Annotated in this window: 15 protein-coding genes; 8 read left to right on the top strand and 7 right to left on the bottom strand. The window is 71.5% G+C overall.

All coding sequences use genetic code 11. The annotated features are described in order from the left end of the window. Together BKE38_RS15305 and BKE38_RS15300 are read left to right on the top strand one after the other, a co-directional pair. Window positions 1-622: DUF2076 domain-containing protein (locus tag BKE38_RS15305; protein WP_076958165.1), on the top strand; the 622-nt coding region annotated here is incomplete at its 5' end. 703 nt (window positions 623-1,325) lie between these two features. After that, entirely contained in the window at window positions 1,326-2,468 is a 1,143-nt protein-coding gene (locus tag BKE38_RS15300) for an acyltransferase family protein (RefSeq protein WP_076958164.1), read from the top strand. A gap of 6 nt (window positions 2,469-2,474) precedes the next feature. On the opposite strand, the gene BKE38_RS15295 is transcribed toward BKE38_RS15300, so the two are convergent. The 5 genes from BKE38_RS15295 to BKE38_RS15275 all read right to left on the bottom strand — a co-directional run bounded on the left by BKE38_RS15295 (window position 2,475) and on the right by BKE38_RS15275 (window position 7,988). Beyond that, entirely contained in the window at window positions 2,475-3,119 is a 645-nt protein-coding gene (locus tag BKE38_RS15295) for a trimeric intracellular cation channel family protein (RefSeq protein WP_076958163.1), read from the bottom strand. Further along, the gene (locus BKE38_RS15290) at window positions 3,119-4,384 is read right to left on the bottom strand and encodes an MFS transporter (RefSeq protein WP_076958162.1); all 1,266 of its coding nucleotides are present in this window, start codon (window positions 4,382-4,384) and stop codon (window positions 3,119-3,121) included. Before BKE38_RS15290 ends, BKE38_RS15295 begins: the two co-directional genes overlap by 1 nt. A gap of 65 nt (window positions 4,385-4,449) precedes the next feature. Next, window positions 4,450-5,295, bottom strand: a complete 846-nt coding sequence (locus tag BKE38_RS15285; protein ID WP_076958161.1) for a LysR family transcriptional regulator — start codon at window positions 5,293-5,295, stop codon at window positions 4,450-4,452. A gap of 63 nt (window positions 5,296-5,358) precedes the next feature. Continuing rightward, on the bottom strand, window positions 5,359-6,867 hold the full coding sequence (locus tag BKE38_RS15280) for a M81 family metallopeptidase (protein ID WP_076958160.1): 1,509 nt from the start codon (window positions 6,865-6,867) through the stop codon (window positions 5,359-5,361). Further along, window positions 6,864-7,988 carry a threonine synthase gene (locus tag BKE38_RS15275; protein WP_076958159.1) on the bottom strand — a complete coding sequence of 375 codons (1,125 nt, stop codon included), beginning with the start codon at window positions 7,986-7,988 and terminating at the stop codon, window positions 6,864-6,866. The genes BKE38_RS15280 and BKE38_RS15275 overlap by 4 nt, the downstream gene beginning before the upstream one ends. 53 nt (window positions 7,989-8,041) lie before the next feature. On the opposite strand from BKE38_RS15275, the gene BKE38_RS15270 reads away from it, so the two are divergent. The 3 genes from BKE38_RS15270 (at window position 8,042) to BKE38_RS31515 (ending at window position 11,665) form a co-directional block, all read left to right on the top strand. Further along, window positions 8,042-9,139: a M20/M25/M40 family metallo-hydrolase gene (locus tag BKE38_RS15270; RefSeq protein WP_076958158.1), complete on the top strand. Its 1,098-nt coding sequence runs from the start codon at window positions 8,042-8,044 to the stop codon at window positions 9,137-9,139. Window positions 9,140-9,236: 97 nt separating this feature from the next. Further along, window positions 9,237-10,601, top strand: a complete 1,365-nt coding sequence (locus BKE38_RS15265) for a coiled-coil domain-containing protein (protein WP_076958157.1) — start codon at window positions 9,237-9,239, stop codon at window positions 10,599-10,601. Further along, a complete protein-coding gene (locus BKE38_RS31515) occupies window positions 10,601-11,665 on the top strand; it encodes a hypothetical protein (RefSeq protein WP_131829606.1) in 1,065 nt (354 codons plus the stop codon). Before BKE38_RS15265 ends, BKE38_RS31515 begins: the two co-directional genes overlap by 1 nt. A 6-nt stretch (window positions 11,666-11,671) precedes the next feature. Here BKE38_RS31515 and BKE38_RS15255 read toward each other — a convergent pair whose 3' ends face one another. Continuing rightward, the gene (locus BKE38_RS15255; protein ID WP_076958155.1) at window positions 11,672-13,420 is read right to left on the bottom strand and encodes a monovalent cation:proton antiporter-2 (CPA2) family protein; all 1,749 of its coding nucleotides are present in this window, start codon (window positions 13,418-13,420) and stop codon (window positions 11,672-11,674) included. Window positions 13,421-13,510: 90 nt separating this feature from the next. Further along, window positions 13,511-14,665: a M20 family metallopeptidase gene (locus tag BKE38_RS15250; RefSeq protein WP_076958154.1), complete on the bottom strand. Its 1,155-nt coding sequence runs from the start codon at window positions 14,663-14,665 to the stop codon at window positions 13,511-13,513. Window positions 14,666-14,832: 167 nt separating this feature from the next. Between BKE38_RS15250 and BKE38_RS15245 the strand changes: the two genes are divergently transcribed. From BKE38_RS15245 to BKE38_RS15235, 3 genes are read left to right on the top strand one after another with little or no spacing between them, the layout of a single operon-like run. Then, window positions 14,833-15,414 (top strand): LOG family protein, encoded by a 582-nt coding sequence (locus tag BKE38_RS15245; RefSeq protein ID WP_076958153.1) that lies wholly within the window; start codon window positions 14,833-14,835, stop codon window positions 15,412-15,414. Beyond that, on the top strand, window positions 15,411-16,355 hold the full coding sequence (locus tag BKE38_RS15240; RefSeq protein WP_076958166.1) for a bifunctional riboflavin kinase/FAD synthetase: 945 nt from the start codon (window positions 15,411-15,413) through the stop codon (window positions 16,353-16,355). Before BKE38_RS15245 ends, BKE38_RS15240 begins: the two co-directional genes overlap by 4 nt. A gap of 5 nt (window positions 16,356-16,360) precedes the next feature. Next, the gene (locus tag BKE38_RS15235) at window positions 16,361-16,660 is read left to right on the top strand and encodes a hypothetical protein (RefSeq protein ID WP_076958152.1); all 300 of its coding nucleotides are present in this window, start codon (window positions 16,361-16,363) and stop codon (window positions 16,658-16,660) included. Window positions 16,661-16,904: the final 244 nt, after the last annotated feature.

Here is a 16,904-nt window from a genome sequence, read left to right as displayed (position 1 = left end):
CGTCGACCCCGAGGCCGACCGGCTGATCGGCGACCTCTTCGCCCGCTACCCGGAGGCACGCTACCGCCTGACGCAGACCGCCTTCGTGCAGGAGCACGCGCTGGTCCAGGCGCAGAACCGCATCCAGGAGCTGGAGTGGCAGCTGGAGAACACCCAGCGCCAGGCCCAGGCCAATGCCCAGGCCCCGCGCAGCGGCGGGCTGTTCGGCGGCATGTTCGGCGGCGGCCAGCAGCAGCGCCCGGTGCCGATGGCCCCGCCGCCACAGCCGATCCAGCCCCCCGGCGGCTATCCGCAACAGGCGATGATGCAGCAGGGCCGCGGCTCGGGCTTCCTGGGCTCGGCGTTGACCACCGCGGCCGGCGTCGCCGGCGGCATGGTGCTGGGCAACATGCTGATGAACGCCTTCTCCGGCGGCGGCGCTGCCGAGGCGGCCCAGGCCACCGGCATGGCCGACGCGGCGGGTGGCTTCGGCCAGGAAGCCGTGCCGACCAGCAGCCCCTGGACCGATCCGGGCGCCGGCCAGCAGGATGCCATGCCGGTCGACAACAGCTTCGGCAATGACAGCTTCGGCAATGACGACGGCTTCGCCGATGACGGCGGCGGCTTCGACGACGAGATCTGAGCGTCCCGCCGGAGCAGCCGGCGGAACCAGGACGGGCAGGGCCAGGGCGAAGCGATCCGCCCTGGCCTTTTTTGCCATCGGCGGCCAAGGCTTTCTCGCGCCCCATGGCCGGGATGGCGGGCGCTGCGGCTGGCGGATCCGGTTTGGCGTGGCACTGGCCCGGCCCCGGCCAGGGGCGGTGCCCAGGCGCCACGCCGAGGCCGGAACAGACCCGTTCCGAAAATCCCCTGTCCTTCTATGCAATAAAATTTCTTCCGGCGAGCCGCGTCGAGCTCACGGCAAAGTTCGAGAAAATCGGCTTCTTCGTCGAAAAAATTCTTGCCCGGCCTTCATTAATCGCCCAGGCTGGCGGGCATGAACACCTTGTCCCAGAGCATGCGGCTGTCGCCGCCATAGAGATCGGCCTCCGTGGCCGGTGCTGCCGCGCGCCCTCCTGAATCGGGGGGCGTCAGGCCCTGGCTGCGCGCCTGATCTCGGCGCGATTCCCGCGGCAGCCGATGCCGGCGTCCCTGTGACGCCGTGCGCCTGCCGCAGGGCCCGCGTCCGCTCTGCAAGGGCTGGGGCCGTGCCGCGCATCGCGCGGGCGCCTGGCCATGGATACGCGCAAGGTTCCCATGTCCCCGATGACCAGCGCTGCCGCGCGGCAGCTGCGTGCCCGCCTGTCCGCCCTTCCCTCCTTCTCTCCGGTCCGGGGGTGAGCGCCATGACCAGCCAGGTCCAGAACCCCAGCGCCCTCAGCCCCGACGGCCGCCGCTTCTTCGTCACCCTGGACGGCATGCGCGGCGCCGCGGCGCTGGCCGTCGTCATCCTGCACGATCCCGGCTTCGTCCTGCCGCTGCTCATGCCCAGCGCCTATCTGGCGGTCGACTTCTTCTTCCTGCTCAGCGGCTTCGTCGTCGCCCATGCCTATGGCTCGCGCCTGGCCGGCGGGCTGCGGATCGGCCGCTTCCTGCGCGACCGGCTGATCCGCTTCTATCCGCTCTATGCCCTCGGCCTGGTGGTCGGCGCGCTCAGCGGCGCGGTGGCCCTCGCCCTCGGCGGCGGCTCGATGGAAACGGTACAGGGGCTGCTGATCGCGCTGGGCACCGGCCTCGCCTTCCTCCCCTCGCCCACCGCGCACGAAACCCCCGGCACCTTCCCGCTGAACGGCCCGGCCTGGTCGCTGTTCTTCGAGCTGCTGGTCAACATCGTCTTCGCCTGCCTGCTGCCCTTCCTCAGCCTGCGCCGGCTGATCGCCATCACCCTGCTGGGCGCGGTCGCGCTGGTCTGGTCGGCGATGGAATACGGCCATCTCGACACCGGCTCGGCCTGGTTCAACTTCTGGGGCGGCTTCGCCCGCGTCGGCTTCTCCTTCTTCGCCGGCGTGCTGCTGTACCGGCTGCACCGGCAGGGCTTCGTCACCTCGCGCCTGGCCTGGATGTTCCCGCTGCTGCTGGTCGCCCTGCTGATGGTCGACGCACCGCCGGAATACCGCGCCGTCTTCGACCTGGCCTGCGTGCTGCTGGTCTTCCCGGCGCTGCTGCTGGCCTCCTCCATGCTGGAGCCGGGGCGCTGGCTGGCGCCGCTCTTCGTCAATCTGGGCGCCATCTCCTTCCCGATCTACGCGCTGCATGTCCCGGCGCAGGAGCTGATGCGGCGCTGCGTCCGCTTCCTCGGCGTCGATCCGGCCGACCTCGCCCCCTGGGCCGGCTTCGTGATCATTCCGGCGATGATGCTGGGCAGCCTCTGGCTCGCCCGCCACTACGACCGGCCGCTGCAGCGGCGGCTGCGCCAGCGCCGCGGCGGGCTGAAGCTCGGCCTGGCTGCCGTCCGCGTCAGCGACCCGCCGATCCGGGAGCCGTCGTGAGCTGCGCTACCGCTGGTCGGGATAGTCGCGGCCGGGGCGCGGCTTGTAGGCGGGCAGCGACCAGCCCCGCAGCAGCGCCGCCGCGCGCACGCCGAAGGCCACCGCCATGCCGGCGCAGACCGCGATGCTGCGGTCCAGCGCCAGCCCGGTGAGGGCGACGAACAGCGCCGCTCCCAGCGCCGCGGCAGTGGCATAGATCTCTTTCCGCAGGATCAGCGGCATCTCGCCGCAGATCACGTCGCGCAGCGCGCCACCGAAGGTCGCGGTGATCATGCCCATCAGGATGGCGGCCCAGGGGCTGGCGCCCTCGGCCAGCGCGGCCTCCGCCCCCAGCACGGCGAACAGCGCCATGCCGACGGCATCGGCCCAGAGCAGGGCGGCGAAGCGTTTCTCCAGCCGGTGCGCGGCGAAGAAGACCAGCAGCGCGACAAGGGCCGCCAGCAGCACCAGCCCGGGCGTGCCCAGCCAGGCGACCGGGCGCCCCAGCAGCAGGTCGCGCAGCGTGCCGCCGCCGAAGGCCGTGGTCGCCGCGATCAGCACGAAGCCCACCGGGTCCAGCTGCTTGCGCGACGCCACCAGCGCGCCGGACGCGGCGAAGGTCGCCGAACCGATCCAGTTCAGCGCCTCCAGGAGCAAACCCAGGGACAGCATTATTCGGCCGGCTGGGTCCGCGCGACCGCCGCCCGGGCCGCCTGCGCCTGGGCCGCCCGGCTGGCGCCCGCCGCCGTGCCCATGCAGAGCAGCGACAGGCCCAGCAGGCAGGCCACCAGCGGCATCACCCATTCCGGCCGACCGGCATCGAGCAGCATCCCCACGGCCGGCGTCAGCGCGCCGCCCAGCGGCAGGCCGGAGGAGATGAAGCCGAAGACCTTGCCGATCTGCCCGGGGGGTGCGGCGTCCTTGACCATGACGTCGCGCGGCGTGCGGCTGGCGCCGAGCGCGAGGCCGGCCAGCGCCGCGACGCCGATGGCGCCGAAGCCCGGCAGCGGCACCATGCCCAGCACCAGGATCAGCGCCATGGCGAGCAGGGTCAGCACGACCACGAAGACGCCATGCCGCTTCGACCGGTCGGCGAACCAGCCGCCCACCAGCACGCCCAGGATGTTCCCCGAGAAATAGCCGGTCAGCAGCACCGACCCCAGCGCCAGCGGCAGGCCCCAGAGCTTGTTCATGACGGGAATCGCGAAGGCCTGGATGGCGGATCCGGCCATGGCGGAGAGCAGGAAGAAGGTGAAGAACAGCAGCATCGGCCGGGTCATCAGCATCGCCACGCCGCCCTCGCCCGGCCTGCTCTCGCGCGGCTTCGGCTGGTCGGCCAGGATGCGGCTCTGCCACAGGATGGCGCCCACCACCGGCACGCCCAAGAGTCCCACCAGCAGCAGCGCCTCCCGCCAGCCGATCAGCAGGGCCAGCGCGGCGATCGCCGGCGGCGCCGCGGCGAAGCCCAGATTGCCGGTCAGCGTGTGCATGGCGAAGGCCCGGCCCATCCGCGACTTGTTGATGCTGCCCGCCAGGATCGCATAGTCGGCCGGGTGGATGACGCTGTTGCCGATGCCCGACAGCACCGCCAGCAGCAGGATCGTCTGGTAGTTCGGCGCGAAGGCCATGGCCGAGATCGACAGCGCCATCAGCAGCGTGCCCCCCACCAGGAAGCGCCGCGCCCCGTGCCGGTCGACCAGGAAGCCCACCGGCGTCTGCAGCACCGCGGTGACCACCCCCATCGCCGCGATCGACAGGCCGAGCGCGGTGTAGGAGACCCCGAACTCCTCCCGCCACAGCGGGAACAGCGGCGCCAGGCACAGCATGTAGAAATGCGACAGGAAATGCCCGGTGCCGATCAGGCCGATGATGCGCCAATCCTTGGATAACGGGTCCTTGGATGGCGGGGGCGCGGCCTCGGTGCCGATGCTGCTCATGTCGTGACGTCCGTCGGATGCGGGCGAAAGGCTGCGCCCGGCCCCGCCACCCTGTCAAACCGGCGTCACTGCAGGCTTTCGCGGATCATCTCGATCAGCGGCTCGACGATCGAGGTCTGGTTGGTGGCGTCGCCGAACACCGCCATCTCGGCCGTGCCGAGCCCGGGCAGGCTGGCATGCTCGACCAGCCCGGCCGGCAGCCCCGACCGCCCCAGCACGGTGGCCGCCAGCCCCGCCTGCGCCGCCGCGGCGACGCCGAGCAGGCTGGCCGAGGTATAGACCACCTCGAATTCCAGCCCCGCCCGGGCCAGCGCCGCCAGCGCCCGGTCGCGGAACATGCAGCCCTGCGGCAGCATCGCCACCGGCAGCGCCCGGCCCGCCGGCGGCAGCCAGCCCGGCGGCGCCACCCAGACGATCGGCTCGGTCCAGATCGGCCGGCCCTCGGTCTCGCCATCCCGCCGCTTGCCCAGCACCAGGTCGAGCTGCCCGCGCTCCTGCGCCGCGCGCAGCTCGTGGCTGCGACCCACCTCGACCTCCAGGCGCAGCTCCGGGAAATGCGCGGCGAAGCGGGCCAGGATCGGCGCCAGGTTGCGCGGCACGAAATGGTCGGCAACGCCCAGACGCAGCCGCCCGGTGATCGGCGGCGCCACCATCCGCCGCACCGCCTCGTCGTTCAGCGCCAGCATCCGCCGCGCATAGGCCAGCAACGTCTCGCCTTCGCGGGTGAGGGCCACGCTGCGGCTGCTGCGCTCCAGGACCCGCTTCTGCAGCAGCTCCTCCAGCCGCTTCACCTTCAGGCTGACGGCGGATTGCGTCAGGCCCAGAGCGGCCGCGCCGGCGGTGAAGCCGCCACGCTCGGCCACCTGCACGAAGCAGCGCAGCAGGTCGAGATCCAGGTCAGGGATCCGCATCTCGGCACTCTCCAGAAGCAAGGCCGGGGGAAGGAATTCCCCCGGACCCCCATCTTTTTTCTGTCAGTTAAGCGGCCAGACGACGCCGGCATCCAGGGGCAGCACAGGCCGCGGCAGCCTGGTCCACGAGAACCGATCGAGCACCGGCGAGGTCAGGCCAGGCGCATCCACTTCCACCACCCGGCCCGGCGAGAAGAACTCGTCGAAGCCACCCCGGAAATGGCCGCGCGACTTCACCACCACCACCCGCGCGGCGCCGATGTCCAGGCCGAGATGCTCCAGGAAGACCGGATCGGCGCATTGCGTCCGCTTGCTGATCACCACCACCACGATGCCGCCCAGCCGCAGCGCCACCGTCGGGCCGAGCTCCACCGCCGTGCGGGCAAAGATGCCGCGCCGGCCGGTGACCCGGCCATCCGACACCGCGACCACCTCGGCCTCGGTGGCGAAGGGATGCGCGAACTCGTCCCGCGGCGCCCGGTTGAAGCGGGCGGTGAACCGCGCGCCGACGCCCAGGGCCTGCGCCTCCGCGGCCAGCGAAGGGTCGTGGATGACGCCCATCAGCGCCCCCTGCACGCCCGCCTTCAGGAAGGCCTGCAGGATGAACATGGTGTTGCCGCCCCCGCCGCCGCCCGGATTGTCGGCGACATCGGCGAAGATCAGCGGCACCTCGCTGGTCAGCGCCCGCTCGGTGGCCTCGGCCAGCGGCGTCAGCTGCGCGACGAAGCGCTCGCGCCGCGCCCAGGCCGCCTCGGCCAGCTCCTGCGCCAGCGCCTCGCAGGCGGCGCGGTCCGGCCCGGTGACGATGATGGCCAGCCCGTTGAACGGCGTGTCGCCATAGGCGAAGCCGCCCATCATGGAGACATTGGCGATCTTCGCCGGCCCCAGATGGCGCGCCCGCGCCTGGCCCTGGTCGATCACCTCGCCATAGGGGCCCTTGGCCGTCAGCAGGCTGACCGTCGGCGGCACGATCGGCAGCCGGCGGAAGGCGCGGTGGAAGCGCTCGCCCGCCATCAGCCGCCGCAGCAGGTCCGCCGACTCCGCGCCGCGCTCGCGCATGTCCAGATGCGGGTTGGTGCGGTAGCCGACGAAGGCGTCGCAATCCCGCACCATGGCGTCCGAGACATTGCCGTGCAGGTCATAGCTGCAGACCAGCGGCACCGTTCCGCCCAGCACCTCGCGCACCAGCCCCTGCACCGCGCCCTCGGGATCGTCCAGCCCGGTGGTCAGCCCGGCGCCGTGCAGCACGCAATAGACGCCCTCCACCTGCCCGCGCAGCGCCTCGAGGCCTTCGCGCCAGACCGCCAGCATGGCGTCGAAGACCGGCTGGTCGACCGGCCCGTTCGGCTCGGCCGAGGCCAGCATCAAGGGCCGCGGCTGCCAGTCGCCGGCGGCGTCCATGGCGGCCACGAAGCCCGGCATTTCCGCCAGCTGCGTCGGCGCCTCGCTGCGGGCATCCGCCAACAGGGCGTCACCCTCCAGCCAAACCCGGAAATCGTCCCGCTTCGCCACCGGGGCGAAGCGGTTGCATTCGATGGAAAAGCCCAGCAGCGCGACCCGCGGGCCGCTCACAGCGCCACCCCGGCGAGCTCCGCATGCCGCTGCGTCGCCTTCAGCCCGCTGCCGGTCAGCACCACCACGGTGGTCTCGTCGCGGCGGATCTGCCCGTCCTCCAGCAGCCGGCCGAAGGCGGCAGCCGCCTGGGCGCAGGTCGGCTCGACATAGAAGCCGCGCCCGGCCAGGCCGCGGGTGGCGCGGATGATCTCGCTCTCGCTCAGCAGCACGGCGCCGCCGGCCGAGGCGCGCAGCACCTCCAGCACCTCGGCCATGCGCAGCGGCTGGGCGATGGCGGTGCCCTCCGCGACCGTGGGCATCGGGTCGGCCTCGTCCTCGCCCAGCCAGTCGCGGGCGATCGGGCCGCAATTCTCCGGCTGGGCGGCGAAGATCCGCGGCATGCGGCGGATCTGCCCGGCGCGCAGCAGCTCGGCGAAGCCGATGCCGCAGCCCAGCACGTTGGAGCCGGCGCCGCAGGGCACGATGACATTGTCCGGCGCCCGGAAGCCCAGGTCCTCCCACAGCTCGTAGGCGAGCGTCTTGGTGCCCTGCAGGAAGAAGGGATGCCAGTTGTGGCTGGCATAGAAGATGCGGTTCGACTGGGCCAGCGCGGCATCGGCGCAATCCTGCCGGCTGCCGGGCACCAGCTCGATCTCGGCGCCGAGGCTCCTCGACTGCACCGTCTTGGCCGGGCTGGTCGAGGCCGGCACCATGATCTTGGCCCGCATCCCGCCCGCCGCGGCATAGGTGGCGATCGCCGCCCCGCCATTGCCCGAAGAGTCCTCCAGCACCGCCTTGATCCCCTGGTCGCGCAGGAGAGACAGCATCACCGAGGCGCCGCGGTCCTTGAAGCTGCCGCTCGGCATGAACCATTCGCATTTGAAGCGGACCGGGGCGCCCGACCACTCGGCCTTGACCAGCGGGGTGCAGCCCTCGCCCAAGCTGATCCGCTCCACCGGCTGGAAGGGCAGCGCCGCGGCATAGCGCCACAGGCTGCGCTCGGAGGCCTGGATCTGGCCGCGCTCGATGCCCGGCAGGTCGGTCAACAGCAGCGGCTGGCCTTCGGGGCCGCACCAGCGGGGTTCGGAAAGCGACCAGGTCTGGCCGGAGCGGGGGTCGAGATAGGCGATGTCTTGCATGGCCCGCCACCCTGGCTTGCCGGGGGCGCCCCGGCAAGATACCCCCTTGAGCCATGCCGCACACCGACGCCGTCGCCCGCCTCGCTGCCGACCTGGTCCGCCTGGACAGCCGCAGCTTCGTCTCCAACCTGGCGGTCGCCGACCGGATCGCCGCCGAGCTCGAGGGCTTCGAGCTGGAGCGGCTGGACTATGCCGATGCCGCCGGCGTGCCGAAGCAGGTGATCGTCGCGCATCGCGGACCTTCTGGCGGCGTGGCGCTGTCCGGCCACATGGACACCGTGCCCGACACCGGCTGGACCAGCGATCCCTTCGCAGGCGGCATCGACGGCGACGGCGTGCTGCACGGGCTGGGGGCGGCCGACATGAAGGGCCCTCTGGCCGCCTGCATCATCGCGGCGAAGACCCTGCCGGCGCATCTGCCCGCGACGCTGCTGATCACCACCGACGAGGAGACCACCAAGCAGGGCGCCCGGCTGATCGCCGACAGCTCCGCCCTCGCCCGCCGCGCCGCGCCGCGCGGCATCATCGTCGCCGAGCCGACCGGCATGCTGCCGGTGCGCGGCCACCGCAGCAACATCGACTTCATCGCCGAGGCCGAGGGGGTGCAGGCGCATTCCTCGCTCGGCATCGGCCGCAACGCCAACTGGGCGCTGGTCCCCTTCCTGGTCGAGATGAAGGCCCTGGCCGAGCGGCTGAAGACCGATGTCGCGCTGCACGACCCCGCCTACGACCCGCCCTTCAGCGACTTCAACCCGGTGATCGACAACCACGGCGCCGCGGTGAACGTCACCGTTCCCCGGGCGACGCTGCGCATCAAGTTCCGCTACAGCCGCCGCATCGACCCGGCGCCGGTCGTCGCCGCCGTGCAGGAGGCCGCGGCGCGCGCCGGCATCGGCCTGCGCATCCTGCGCCAGGGCCTGCCGCCCGAGACCCCGGCCGACCATCCCTTCATCCGCGCCATCGAGGCCGCCACCGGCCGCGCGGCTGAGACCCGCCCCTTCGGCACCGACGCCTCCGAGCTGCAGGAGCTCGCCCCCTGCGCCATCCTCGGCCCCGAGGTGATGGACACCGCCCACAGCCCGGTCGAGCGCGCCCGCGTGGCGCTGCTCGGCGCCGCGGTGCCGGTGTTCCACCGGATCATGGGCGGCTGAGAATTCGGAGGGAAATTACGGGCGCAATCTTCAATTTATAGGCGATATCGTCACGGTGACGTGATATCTCATTGCGGGAAAGCAAAGAGAATCGGTCATGCGCGCGATCGCTACCGACAGATTGCCACCGGCTGGCAACAGGGTCCTGATCCTGGCCTGGGTGGTGGAAGGGTTGGCCGTGCTGACTGGCCTGGTCCTGGCAATCTACGCCGGGCTCGAAGGCGGCAGTTCCGGGCAAAGCACCCTCATGGCCATGCTGCCCTTCCTTGCGCTATCCGTGGTCGAACTGGCGAAGATCCCGCTGATCGCCGTGGCCTTCCGCGTCCGGGCCTGGGGCTGGAAGGTCATCGCCACCCTGGCCCTGCTGGCCGTCACTCTTGCGACTTGCGCCAACTTCATCTTCGGCTTTGAACGTGGCTTCAACGAACGGCTGCGCGCGGTTGAACACGCTGAGCAGGCGGTCGCCCATCATCAAGCGGAAGCCGAGGCTCGGGCCGGTCTGCTCGCCCTGCAGCGGCGAGAAGCCCAGCAGCTAGAAACACAGCTGGCCGCTTGGCGGCAGCAGCGCACGGCGATCCAGAAGCAAAGTGAGGATGACAGCAGCGCATTGCTCCGCTTCGATCCCCGCCTCAGCCTGCAGGCCGAATTGCAGCAGCGACAGGAAGCGCTGCCTGGCTTCCGCGCCGCGCAGGAGCGGCTGATCCGCCTGGAGCAGACGCGCTGCCGTCAGGCGCCGGAGACGGCCTGCCGTAGTGCGGGGCTGCAGCGCTCCTTCAATGCTCAATTGAACGAACGGCAGCAACGGATCGCCCAGCTTGGGCGCCAGATCGGCGATGAACAGGCAAAGCTGCGCCAGGAGACTGCCGATATCCGCCTTCGGCGCGATGCCGACATCCTCGCGCTGGACGAGAAGCTGAACCAGGGCGAGGCGCACATGGCCAGCCTTGCCATCACAACCAGCGAGGCTGGACAGGCCGCCCGGCAGGCCGCCGCCGACCTCGCCGGTGCCGAACAGAATCTCGCCGCGGCGCGCGACTCCTCGCAATTGCACCGCCTCGCCCTGGCCATAGCCGGACAGGCCAATCGGGGGGCCATCGAGCTGACCAAGCAGATCTTCGTCGTTGCCTTGGCGGCGATCGTCGCCTTGATGGGCTCGTTGCTGGCGGCCCTGCACTATGCCGCCCAGCCCCGCCCGGCGCGGCTCCACAATCCGGACGTCCTGATGGCGGACCCGACCCCGCCGTCGCCGCCCCGACGCAGCCGGCGCCGCTCGGCATGGGAGGCCTTTCTGCGCGCACGGCGCGGATATTATCTCCGGCGCAGCAGAGAAATCCCGCTGGTGCGCGAGGTGCCCGTGGTGCAGCTCGAAGTCATCGACCGTCTGAAGATGGTCTATCTGCCGATGGATGCGACGGAAAAGACGATCACTGATCTTCGTGCTGATGCACAGGCGGCATCCTGATGGCCCAGAAGCTCCCCCCGATGGACAAGCGGGTCTCCGAGGACTGGCAATTTTTCAACGCCGCGGTGATGCTGAAAGGCCTGGTGTCCCTGGCTGAACGGAGTGCGCAGGCCACGGTCGCGATCGGGCAGGCCCTGGCCACGGCGCATGCAGCCATGCCTGTGACGCCCGCTCATCCGACGACGGCACCGCCTCATGCCTCGCCGCCCCCAGGACCGCCGCCCTTCGGCACCTCGGCCTTTGGCCCGTCATCCTATGGGCAACCCGGCTTCCATCAATCGCCCTTCAGCGCCCCGCCTGTCGGGCAGCCCTCTTTCGGCGCGATGCCCGGCGACGCGATGCACAGGGGCCCGATGCCGGACGGCCCGATGTACGGCAGCCCGGGTGCAGGCTTCACCAGCGGCCCGCCAAACTGGACAGAATCCCCAGGCGCCGCCGCCGCCCCGTCGCCCAAGACCTGGCCACCCTTCCCCGCAACACCGCCATACGCCGGGCATGGGCAGGCGCCGGTCAGCGCACCGCCAGCCCCGCTGCGCTGGCTCAAGCGAATCATGATCGGCGTGCTGCTGATCCTCGTGGGCATGTGGTACGTCATGCTGACAAGGCCCCAGGAAACGCCGCTGCAGCAACTCTCCGCCGGTCGTCCGCTCCCGCAGAAGGAGGACTACTTAGCGCCCGGCAACGGCAGGGCACCCCTGCCGCCGCGCGGGGCCGAAGGCAGCGTCTTCGTCACCCTGCACCGCAACGCCTATGAACATGGCGATGTCACCACCTTCTGGTTCTTCGAGAGCCAGGAGGCGAGCCTGCCTGTGAAGCAGAGCTGTGTCTTCTTCCTGCCGGCGTCACCAGATGGCCTGGCAGCCAGTGAGCGCCGGCGCAGTTTCGAGATCGAGCAGCGCCCTGGCGGGCGCCAAACCAACCCTGGCTACATGGCCACCGGCCTGACCCTGACCGAGTGGAACCAGGCCGCCGAGGTCTGTCGCTGGCATGACGGCGCACAGCCCTCACGCCGTCCCGAAGCGCCTTCGCGCCATCCCGAGGCGCCATTGTCTCGCCGCACCTGACACCCGTTACTCCGCCGCCTTCATCACACGCGGCGGCGTCAGCGGCTCCGGACCGGCGAAGAGGCCGCCGATCTGCTGGGCGGCCAGGCGTTCGCGGTCGCGCAGGCGGACCTCCTGCTCGACGGCTTCCGCCTGCTCGCGCGGGACGCCCAGCGCCAGCAGCGCCTCGCGACCCAGGATCAGCGCGGATTCCACCGTCTCGCGGATCGGGTTCTCGATGCCGCGTTCCAGCAGCGACAAGGCGTGGCGGCGGTCGAAGGCGCGCACCACCAGGGCGGTCTCGGGGAAGGCTTCCTGCACCAGGGTGACGACGCGGTTGGTAATCTCGGGGCGGTCGGTGCAGACGGCGATCAGCCGGACGCGGCCGCCGCCGGCGGCGCGCAGCACGTCGAGCCGGGTGCCGTCGCCGTAATGGACGCGGCTGCCGAAGCGGGCGGCTTCCTGGATGCGCTGGACGTCGGTGTCGATCAGCACCGGCTGCACCCCGTGGCGCTGCAGCACCTGGGTGACCAGCTGGCCCATGCGGCCGAAGCCCACGACCATGACGCTGCCTTTGGCGTCGGAGAAATCCTCCTCCGGCATCGGCCGGCCGCAGCGGCTGAGAATTCTTGGGGCGAGCCGCAGCAAAGGCGGGGTGACGGCCATCGACAAGGTCACCAGCGCGACCAGCAGGCTGGCCAGATCGCCCCCCATGACGCCGGCCGCCGCGGCGGCGGAATAGAGGACAAAGCCGAACTCGCCGCCCTGGGCCAGGATCAGCGCGGCGCGCAGCGCGGTCGCCGGCGGATGGCCGAAGACTCTTGCCAAACCGTAGGTGGCCACCGACTTCAGCGCGACCAGCAGAAAGACGCCGGCGAGCAGCAGGGGGGCCTGGGCCCAGACCACGGCCAGGTCGACGCTCATGCCGACCGACAGGAAGAACAGCCCGAGCAGCAGCCCGCGGAAGGGCTCGATATCGGCTTCCAGCTCGTGCCGGTAATTCGATTCGGCCAGCAGCACGCCGGCCAGGAAGGCGCCCATCGCCATCGACAGCCCGGCCACCGCCATCAGCCCGGCGGCACCCAGCACCACCAGCAGGGCGGCGGCCGTCATGATCTCCCGCGCGCCGGCCCGGGCCAGCAGGCCGAAGAAGGGGTTCAGCAGGAAGCGGCCGGTCAGCACGACGGCGGCCACCGCGCCCAGGCCGGTGGCCACCGACATCCACATCGGATGCTCGGCCACCATCATCCGCGGCGAGAGGAAGGCGACGAGGGCCAGCAGCGGCACGATGGCCAGGTCCTGCAGCAGCAGCACGGCAAAGGCGGTGCGGCCATAGGGCGCCTCGAGCTCGCCGCGCTCGGCCAGCAGCTGCATCACCAGCGCGGTGGAGGACAGCGCGAGACCGAGGCCCGCGACGCTCGCCGCGCCCCAGCCGGCGCCGGCCATCCAGACGCAGGGCGCCAGCAGCGCGCCGCAGACCAGCACCTGCGCCGTGCCAAGTCCGAGGATGTCCTTCCGCAAGGCCCAGAGCCGGCCGAGATTCAGCTCCAGCCCGATGATGAACAGCAGCAGCACGATGCCGAGCTCGGCGATGCCGGCGATGCGCTCGGGCGTGTCGATCAGCTTCAGCCCGAAGGGGCCGATGACGATGCCGGCGGCGATATAGCCCAGCACCGAGCCGAGGCCCACGCGCTTGGCCAGCGGCACGGCGACGACGGCGGCCGCCAGGAAGACCATGGGCGTCAGGATCGGCGCCAGGTGGCTCGCCTCGGCCATTGTTCTGTCCGTGAAAGGTTGGACAGGCAGGATAGGCGGGCGGGCCGGCGAAAAGGACCCCGGCAGCAGGTGGCCGCCGGGGGTTGCGGATTAAACTTCGGACAGGGTTTCCATCAACCCGCAGAGCGTCTCGCAGCGCGGCGCCAGCTCGCGCCACAGCACATGCTCGAAGATGGCATGCGCCCCGGCGCCGGAGCAGCCGAGCCCGTCCAGCGTCGGGATGCCCAGCGCGGCGGTGAAGTTGCCGTCCGAGCCGCCGCCGCGATGCTGCTTCGGCAGGTCGTAGCCGATCCCGGCCGCGATGGCGCGGGCCTTGGCGTAGAGCGCCAGGTTGCCCGGGCCTTCCTCCAGCGGCGGGCGGTTCATCCCGCCGGTGATCTCGACCGTGGTGCCCTCGGGCTGCGGGCCGGCCATGGCCTTGATCGCCGCCTCGATGCGGGCGCCGTCGGCCGCCGTCGCCACCCGGAAATCGACCTCGCAGCCGGCCTCGGCGGCGATGACATTGGGCCGCGTGCCGCCCCAGACAGGGGCGCAGTTGGTGGTGGTGCCGCCGGGCAGGTCGACCAGGGCATGGATCTGGGTGATCAGCCGGGCGAGCGTCACGACCGCGCTGGCGCCGTCAGGCCAGTTGCCGCCGGCATGGGCGCTGACGCCGCGCGCCGTGACCACGAAGCGGCCGACGCCCTTGCGCGCGGTGACGGCGCATTTGTCCGGGCCGCCGGCGGGCTCGGGGATCAGCACGGCGCAGGAGGCCAGGGCCTCGCGCTCGATCAGGGCGCGGCTGGTCGGGCTGCCGACCTCCTCGTCCGAGGTCAGCAGCAGGGTGATCGGGCTCATCGGCCGGACCTTCTGGCGCAGCATCTCGCGCAGCGCATGGAAGGCGAAGAAGCTGCCGGCCTTCATGTCATAGATGCCGGGGCCGAAGGCCTTTTCGCCCTCGACGCGGAAGGGGATCGTCTTCTCGAGGGTCCCGTGGTCCCAGACCGTGTCCAGGTGGCCGGAAACCAGGACAGGCTTGCCGTTGCCCTTGGCGAAGCCCTCGGGGGTCTTGGCCATCAGCTGGTCGCCGAAGCCGTCGCGGCCGGGAATGCGCTCGACCACGGCGCCGACGGCGCGCAGCTCGGCCTCGGCCTTGTCGATCAGCCGGTTGATGGCAGCCGGGTCGGTGGTCGGCGTCTCCAGCTCCACCCAGCCGCGCAGCTCTTCCAGCAGCGTCTCGCTGGTGCCGATCTTGGTTTCGGGCATGGTGGGCTCTCCTTGGGCAGGTCTCGGACGATAGGGTCCGCGGTTGTGGGGCGGCTTCCCGCGCCTGTCCATGCCATGGCCCTGGCCACGCTTGTCGCCCCCATCCCGGCCGGCTAAGCCGGAGGACAGGGCGGGCGACCGCCCTGACTTGACGGGATATCGCCACGATGAAGCGTGTCTGTGTGTTCTGCGGCTCCAACCCCGGCGGCAACCCGGCCTATGCCGAGGCCGCCCGCGCGCTGGGCCGCGCCATCGCCGACCGCGGCCTGGGCCTGGTCTATGGCGGCGGCCATGTCGGGCTGATGGGCATCGTGGCGGATGCCGCCATGCGCCAGGGCGCCGAGGTGATCGGCATCATCCCCGAGACGCTGATGCGGCGCGAGGTCGGCCACGGCGCCATCACGGATCTCCGCGTCGTCGGCACCATGCATGAGCGCAAGGCGATGATGGCCGACCTGTCGGACGGCTTCGTCGTGCTGCCCGGCGGCATCGGCACGCTGGAGGAGGCGGTCGAGGCCTTCACCTGGACCCAGCTGGGCATCCACGACAAGGGGCTGACCTTCCTCGACACCGAGGGCTATTGGCAGCGCATGGGCGCCGTCTTCGACCACATGGTCGAGGAAGGTTTCCTGAGCGCCGCGCACCGCGCCATGGTCCGCTTCGAGCAGACGCCGGAGGCGGCGCTCGACGCCCTGGCCAGCTTCCGCCCGGTCGCGGCCGACAAATGGGCGGCCCCCTCCGCCCGATGAGCGACGCCGGCACCCTGTTCACCGACTGGCGGTCCGTGCCGGAAGCGGCGCGCGGCGCCACCCTGGCGCTGGGCAATTTCGACGGGGTGCATCGCGGCCACCGCGCCGTGCTGCGCGCCGCCCATGCCGCGCGGCCGGAACTGAAGCTGGCCGCCCTGACCTTCGAGCCGCATCCTAGAGAGCATTTCCGCCCCGACGACCCGCCCTTCCGCCTGACGCTCGCCGCCGGCAAGGCCGCGGCCCTGCGCTCGGCCGGTGCCGACCTGGTGGTGGCGCTGCCCTTCGACGCCAGCTTCGCCGCCATGTCGGCCGAGGATTTCGTGTCCGAGGTCCTGCATCGCGGCCTGGGCGCGAAGCATCTGGCCTGCGGCGCCGATTTCGCCTTCGGCCATCGCCGCGGCGGCGACGTCGCCTTCCTGGCCGAGCATGCCGAGCGCCTGGGCATGGGCCTGACCATCGTCCCCCCCGTCGCCGACGAGACCGGGCCGATCTCCTCCTCCGGCATCCGCCGGGCGCTGCAGGACGGCTATCCGGAGCGCGCCACGACGGCGCTGGGCCGGCCCTGGGCGATCCACGGCCCGGTCAGCCATGGCGACAAGCGCGGCCGCACCATCGGCTTCCCCACCGCCAACGTCCCCCTCGGCCGCCACCTGGAGCCGGCCCGCGGCGTCTACGCCGTGGACGTCACCCTGGCCGACGGCCGGGTCGTCCCCGGCGTCGCCAATATCGGCCTGCGCCCCACCGTCGGCGGCAGCGAGAGCCGGGTCGAGGCGCATCTCTTCGATTTTGCCGAGGACCTCTATGGCCAGGAGGTCGCGGTCGGCCTGCGCCATTTCCTGCGGCCGGAGCAGAAATTCGCGGGCCTTCCCGCCCTGGTCGCCCAGATCGGCGCCGACGCGGCCGAGGCGCGCCGCCTGCTCGGCCTGAAGCCGGCGGACTGACCGCCATGGGGTCCTTCGCGCTGCGCTGCCTGGTGATGCTCTGCGCCACCATCCTCGGCCTGGTGCTGACCCATCTGCTGGCCGGCAACCTGGACTGGGTGAACCGGGCTGGCGGGCTGCAGCGCGCGCTGGAGCGGGCGCTGGTGGTGCTGGCGGCGGTGGTCTCGCTGTGCTGGCTGGCCGGGCTGTTCCTGGCCAGCCGCCTGCCGCCGGCCGCGCATCGCAAGCGGGACAGCATCCTGGCCGGGCTGCTGGCGCTGCTGCTGACCGGCGGGCTGCTGGGGCTGCGGGTGCTGGGGCTCTGAGCCGCCTCAACACGGGATCGTTGCCCGCGCGGTTTTGAACCGGCCTGCCATCTTCCCGGCGCGTCTCCCCTGCAGCATGGCTTCCGACGACATGTCGCGCCGCCACGCCGAGAAGGAGTTCCGATGCCCCGCCCCGCCCGATCGCGCCTGACGCCTGCCGCCTTCCTGCCCATCGCCGGCTTGCTGGCCCTGGCGCCGGGCGACGCCGCCGCCCAGGCCGGGGCGCAGATCAGCCCGCCCAGCC

The sequence above is a fragment of the Teichococcus deserti genome (genome assembly GCF_001982615.1).
Lineage (GTDB): Bacteria > Pseudomonadota > Alphaproteobacteria > Acetobacterales > Acetobacteraceae > Pseudoroseomonas > Pseudoroseomonas deserti.
The sequence above is the reverse complement of the archived record's forward strand: the minus strand, read 5'-3'. Positions and strand labels throughout refer to the sequence as shown.

What these genes read in the sequence shown, in the direction of transcription:
- BKE38_RS15300 (WP_076958164.1), top strand. Translation starts at nt 1,326, where the DNA reads ATGACCAGCCAGGTCCAGAACCCCAGCGCCCTCAGCCCCGACGGCCGC.
- BKE38_RS15295 (WP_076958163.1), bottom strand. Translation starts at nt 3,119, where the DNA reads ATGCTGTCCCTGGGTTTGCTCCTGGAGGCGCTGAACTGGATCGGTTCG.
- BKE38_RS15290 (WP_076958162.1), bottom strand. Translation starts at nt 4,384, where the DNA reads ATGAGCAGCATCGGCACCGAGGCCGCGCCCCCGCCATCCAAGGACCCG.
- BKE38_RS15285 (WP_076958161.1), bottom strand. Translation starts at nt 5,295, where the DNA reads ATGCGGATCCCTGACCTGGATCTCGACCTGCTGCGCTGCTTCGTGCAG.
- BKE38_RS15275 (WP_076958159.1), bottom strand. Translation starts at nt 7,988, where the DNA reads ATGCAAGACATCGCCTATCTCGACCCCCGCTCCGGCCAGACCTGGTCG.
- BKE38_RS15270 (WP_076958158.1), top strand. Translation starts at nt 8,042, where the DNA reads ATGCCGCACACCGACGCCGTCGCCCGCCTCGCTGCCGACCTGGTCCGC.
- BKE38_RS15265 (WP_076958157.1), top strand. Translation starts at nt 9,237, where the DNA reads ATGCGCGCGATCGCTACCGACAGATTGCCACCGGCTGGCAACAGGGTC.
- BKE38_RS31515 (WP_131829606.1), top strand. Translation starts at nt 10,601, where the DNA reads ATGGCCCAGAAGCTCCCCCCGATGGACAAGCGGGTCTCCGAGGACTGG.
- BKE38_RS15255 (WP_076958155.1), bottom strand. Translation starts at nt 13,420, where the DNA reads ATGGCCGAGGCGAGCCACCTGGCGCCGATCCTGACGCCCATGGTCTTC.
- BKE38_RS15250 (WP_076958154.1), bottom strand. Translation starts at nt 14,665, where the DNA reads ATGCCCGAAACCAAGATCGGCACCAGCGAGACGCTGCTGGAAGAGCTG.
- BKE38_RS15245 (WP_076958153.1), top strand. Translation starts at nt 14,833, where the DNA reads ATGAAGCGTGTCTGTGTGTTCTGCGGCTCCAACCCCGGCGGCAACCCG.
- BKE38_RS15240 (WP_076958166.1), top strand. Translation starts at nt 15,411, where the DNA reads ATGAGCGACGCCGGCACCCTGTTCACCGACTGGCGGTCCGTGCCGGAA.
- BKE38_RS15235 (WP_076958152.1), top strand. Translation starts at nt 16,361, where the DNA reads ATGGGGTCCTTCGCGCTGCGCTGCCTGGTGATGCTCTGCGCCACCATC.